The sequence below is a fragment of the Frankia sp. CeRuru1 genome, assembly GCF_977966315.1.
The window spans coordinates 1-4,836 of sequence record NZ_CDWWEW010000382.1; the positions used below are offsets into that span (position 1 = coordinate 1).

Annotated in this window: 4 protein-coding genes and 2 pseudogenes; 2 read left to right on the forward strand and 4 right to left on the reverse strand. The window is 70.0% G+C overall.

What is annotated here, in order from left to right:
• Nucleotides 1-301, forward strand: a pseudogene (locus AC08OP_RS20840) (hypothetical protein); the annotation flags it as partial.
• Nucleotides 301-633 carry a hypothetical protein gene (locus AC08OP_RS20845; RefSeq protein WP_476615723.1) on the forward strand — a complete coding sequence of 111 codons (333 nt, stop codon included), beginning with the start codon at nucleotides 301-303 and terminating at the stop codon, nucleotides 631-633. The pseudogene AC08OP_RS20840 and the gene AC08OP_RS20845, both read left to right, overlap by 1 nt.
• A 329-nt stretch (nucleotides 634-962) precedes the next feature.
• On the opposite strand, the gene AC08OP_RS20850 is transcribed toward AC08OP_RS20845, so the two are convergent.
• The 4 genes and pseudogenes from AC08OP_RS20850 to AC08OP_RS20865 form a co-directional block, all read right to left on the reverse strand.
• Nucleotides 963-1,943 (reverse strand): aromatase/cyclase, encoded by a 981-nt coding sequence (locus AC08OP_RS20850; protein WP_476615724.1) that lies wholly within the window; start codon nucleotides 1,941-1,943, stop codon nucleotides 963-965.
• Nucleotides 1,944-2,107: 164 nt separating this feature from the next.
• Nucleotides 2,108-2,761 (reverse strand): response regulator, encoded by a 654-nt coding sequence (locus AC08OP_RS20855; RefSeq protein WP_476615725.1) that lies wholly within the window; start codon nucleotides 2,759-2,761, stop codon nucleotides 2,108-2,110.
• An 8-nt stretch (nucleotides 2,762-2,769) separates the two neighbouring features.
• Entirely contained in the window at nucleotides 2,770-3,933 is a 1,164-nt protein-coding gene (locus tag AC08OP_RS20860; RefSeq protein ID WP_476615726.1) for a sensor histidine kinase, read from the reverse strand.
• Nucleotides 3,934-4,326: 393 nt separating this feature from the next.
• Nucleotides 4,327-4,836 (reverse strand): annotated as a pseudogene (locus AC08OP_RS20865) (hypothetical protein); the annotation flags it as partial.

Consider the following 4,836-nt stretch of genomic DNA (forward strand, 5'->3'; position numbering starts at 1 on the left):
CTACCAGGTCGTGTGCGGCTGTGGGCGTCGCCATGTGGCCGCCCGGCCCGACGGGGTGTCCGCGGCGCCGGTGTCCTACGGGCCGGAGCTGCGCGCGCTCGCGCTGTATTTCCTGGTCCGCCAGCATCTGCCGGTCGAGCGGGCCCGGGAGGCGATTGTCGAGCTGAGCGGCGTGGCGGTCTCGGCTGGCTGGCTGCATTCGCTGCTGGCGCTGGGCGCGGACAGTGGATCCCCATCCTCGAAGGGCGCCGCCTGGGTCAGCTCGACCCCGAGGAGACCCGTGACGAACTCACAAACTTGATGCGCTGGCGGCTGGAAAAGATCCAGGGCTACGCCTTCACTCACACGCTACGGCTCACCAACGTTGGTGGTGTACCTCTCTACAACATGATCTTTACTGCCGATCATCAGGTTGGCAACAAGATCATGAATTCGGTCTACCGTAAGGCAGCCGCACAATTCCCGCAGATGCGCGAGGATGCGCGAGCCCGTCGGCGCGATCGTCGAGAGTCCGAGATGGGCGTCGCTGCCCTCTTCACCAATACTGAACTCATCAACGACGCACCTCTTCGTGCTCGCGAGACCTACCAGCACACGCCGCCCGTGCCGCCCTTCCGGCCCAACAGCGCATAGTGATCGTCGACCGTGGGTAGCCGTCCTGCAACGCCGCCCGCGCCTCCGCCTCGCCGTCGGTGTCCGGCGGGTGCATCCGGTCCGGCAGATGCCAGATCCTCACCACCGCCCCCGCCGTGGCGACCCCGGCGACGATCCACAGCCAGTGTTACCGGGCCCGCGCAACGTGCGCGCCCGCTACCAGCGTGGGCAATCTCGTTATTCCCCGGGGCGGTTGTCACCTGGACCGCCAGTTTCCGGAGCATCTCCGCTGCGACGGACGCTGTCGCCGTCGCCTCCCTGGCGGTTGTCCCGAAAGGACTGCCGGCCCGACCCGGGCACATCGGCGGCTATCCCGTGGCTCGCGCGCCCGGGTTCGCTGCAGGGGTGGTGTGCTGTTCGGCGAAGATCTTGACGTGCTGGAGTGTTTGGGAGCTGTTGCGGCTCAGGGCGGTGCGGACGTGTTCGCGGGCTGCGTCGACGGTGACCTCCGGGCCCAGCAGCCGCCCGATCGCCGCCGGGTTCAGTGTCACCGCGTGCCGAGCGACCGCCACGGCGCCGGCCAAGGTGCTGTGCACTGTCCACTCGCCGGTGTGCCCGAGCAGCAGCGCCGGCGGGACGAGCTGCTTGTAGACGATCCGCAGCGGGGGGAAGCAGATCCGGACCGACTCGGTGGTGTGCACCGTCCCCTCGGCGGTGCGGCTGTCCATAGTCATCCACTGCACGTTCGGGACGCCCTCGCGCAGGTCGAGGCGGGCGACGTGGGGTAGCAGCCGGGGCCAGCTCGCGACGTCGTGCAGGAAATCGTAGACCGGGCGCGGGGGGGCGGCGATCTGGACGGTGTCGGTGAAGGTGAAGGTCAGGCCCTCGTGGGCGCGCTCCAGCTCCAGGTTGGCACGCAGCGCGGCGAGTTCGGCGTCGCTGTTGATGTCGACGGCCCGGCGGATCCAGTCGACGTTGCCGGGCAGGTCGTCGACGGCGGCGAAGCCGTGGCGCAGGACGACCAGCGTCTCGGCCGGGGCGGTCGTGATGACGATCCACTCACCGCTCATCGCCGCCACCGGTGCGGTGGGGGTCTCCTGGCGGAAGGTGATCCGTCCGGCGGCCGGGTCCAGGACGCGGCGCGAGGTCCAGGTCCGCACCGCCTCGTTGGTGGTCGCCCAGATCTGGATGCGCTCCTTGGCGCCAACCCGCTCGAGCTGCTCGGCGTGGATGGTCGGGCCAAACGTGAGGGGCCAACCGGTGACGTCCGCCAGCCGGGCGAACACGGCGGCGGCCGGAGCGGCGATCGTTGTCTGGTGCTGGGTCTGGTGCACGTGGGGACCGGTCACGGCGCTCGCCGCTCCTTCCGGGATGGCCGGCGGGACGCTGCCACCGTCGCCGATCCGGCTGGAGCCGGGATGGAACCTCGATCAACCCGGCCCTGGATCCGCCGCGCGGATGCCGTCCGGGATGCGCGTTTCACCCGGATGCGGGTGCCGGCTGGGGGCGCGTGTCAGTCCGGCGCGGGCAGGATGCCGGCGGCGACCGCCTTGTTCACCGCCTCGATCCGCGAGACCGCCCCCAACTTGGTGAAGACGCTGCGCAGGTGCTTCTTGACGGTGGCCTCAGCGAGGAACAGCCGGGCGCCGATCTGCGCGTTGCTCATCGCCTCGGCGGTCAGCCGGAGCACTTCGAGCTCGCGCTCCGAGAGCAGCGACCGCCTGAACGTCGGGCCGAGCAGGCTCTCTCGGGACACGGAAAGGAACACGCGGTCGTGGTCTCCTCGGGCGTCGCGCACCGCGGCGATGAGCTCGCGGCCGCCGACGCTCTTCAGCAGGTAGCCCCGGATGCCCAGCTCGATCAGGCTGCGGACCAGCTCGGCGTTGTCGAAGACGCTCAGGATGACGACGTGCGTGGTCGGGGAGCCGCGCCGGATCAGCGACACGGTCTCCCGGACGTCGCCCCCGGGGATCTCAACGTCGAGCAGCACCACGTCCGGGCGCTCGCGGGCGATGAGCCGCAGCGCGGATTCCTGGTCACCGGCCTCGCCTACCACGCGCAGGTCGAACGTGGTGCCCAGGATCTGGCGCAGCCCGTCCCGCACCAGCGCGTGGTCGTCGACGATGAACACGCGGGTCGGCGCGCCGCCGGTCGTGCACCCGGTCACGCCGCCCATCACAGCGGGCCCAGATGGTCGTCGTGCGCGCCGGGCGTGCTCGAGTCACCGCCCGGCGCCGGCCCGGACAGCGCCGGCCCGGACAGCGCGAGACCCGGCAGCGGCATGATCAGCTCCATAGCCGTGCCGCCCTCGGGCTCGCTGCGCAGGATCAGGTGGCCGCCGAGCAGGGTGGCCCGCTCCTTCATGGCGGTCAGCCCGGTGGCCTGGCCGGTGAGCAGGTCGAGGTCGACCCCGACCCCGTCGTCGCGCACCACGGCGCGTAGCCAGTGCTGGGAGATCTCGAGGCGGACCTGGATGTCGGTGGCCTTCGCGTGGGCGAAGGCGTTGCGCAGCGCCTCCCGGACGATCAGAAACACCTCGTCCCGCAGCACCGGCGGCACCCACCGCTCGTCCCCGATGACCTGTAGCCGCGTGCGCGGGGGAGCGGGGGCCATCGTGTCCAGATAGCCGCTGATCGCGGCCCGCAGGCTTTCCAACGGGGCGTCGTGGCGCAGCTCACCGAGCATCGCCCGGATACTCTCCAGCCCCTCCCGCAACGCGTCGACGGCCCGGTCGACCGTGCCGGCGGCCCGGCCGGGATCGCTGTCCTGGAAGAGGTCGAACAGCTCGAGGTAGCGGTACGCGGCGCTTATCGAGTGCCCGACGCGGTCGTGCACCTCCCGGGCTATCCGGCGGCGCTCGTCGACATGCGCCCGATGAATGTGCTGGAGCAGCGAGACGGCATAACTCGCCGCGCTCTCCCGGATTCTGCGCTGGAGGCTGAGATCGACGGCGAGAACGGCCCGGGACAGTTCTTCCAGGCCGTTCTCGCGGGACGCCAGTTCTTCGGTGAGAACGGTCAGGAAAGAATGAAAGAGGGAGCTCGCGGCGCGCAGCGACACCGCCGGGTGGATTCCGCGTTCGGCACGGGCGGCACCGATCGCCGCCGCCAGTGCGTCGCCGCCCGGATGCGGGGGCTTCGGGCCAGGGGAGAGTCTCGCCAGGACATCGTCGATAATCTGCTCGGCGTGCGCGGCGACCTGTTCCCGGATCGTGGTGTCCTTGAACAGCGGGCTTCGGTCGTGGCGCAGACGGGTTAAGAAGGCTGCGACAATGTCCTCGCGCCGCCGCTCTACCAATGCGACGAGGGTACCGAAGAGCTCACCTTCCCCCATCTCCATGGGGATACCATCCAACCTTTCGGGGCTGCGCCGATGCTCCTTCTGGAGCCAACTATACGCAAGCATCGTGGTCTACGTGGTGCTTCTTGTTTGCATCGCTCACCGGCTGTTCTCCGGAGCAAGAGGATCGGACCGTGAGGCGGCCTACCAGCGCGTCTGTTGTGGTGCGCTTGCGCGCAATGCCACGTAGCCTAAATTGATCATGCGGCGCGGGGGTTGAGTGCGTGGAACCGGATGGTGGGCGGGCTGTCGTGGCGGGTGCTGGCGGCCTCGCCGGTCTTTTTGACCCGGTAGCTGCTGTGCCGGGCGCGTTTGACCGCGCGGGGGCTGGTGCGTTCCCGCCGCGGCGGGATCAGCAGTGTGGCGATCGAGGTGAGCAGGTCCGGGAGCTGGTCAGCCCAGTCCCGAGGGGGGAATGTCCGCCGTCCCGGTGGCGGTACGGCGGATCAGGCGCAGGGTTCTGGTGAACGAGACCCGGTCGGGGTCCAGGTCGGCTGCGGCGGAGGCCTTCGCGGTCAGCGCGCTGATCGCATGGTGGACGATCAGATACGACCAGATCTCCTGGTAGGCCAGGTCCGGTAGCTTCGAGCGCAGGACCCGTCCAGGACCACGCAGATGGGTCTTGAGCTGGTCGTTTCCAGTTTCTTCCTCCCATCGCTGGTGATAGCCGGCGGCCAGCTCGTCGGCCCGGGCGTCCGCCGGGTCGCGGATCGTGGTCAGCAGGACGATCAGTTCGCCGGTGCCGCCACCCGTCCGGTCGGGCACGTCGTACGCCACCACCCGGGCCAGATGGACGACCGGCAGACCGCGGGCGTCGAACGCCTCCGGGACGGCGCCTGCTTCGGCGAGGTCCGCCCCGGCGCGGGCGGCGGCCAGCAGCCGTTCCCGCCGGGCACCGCGCAC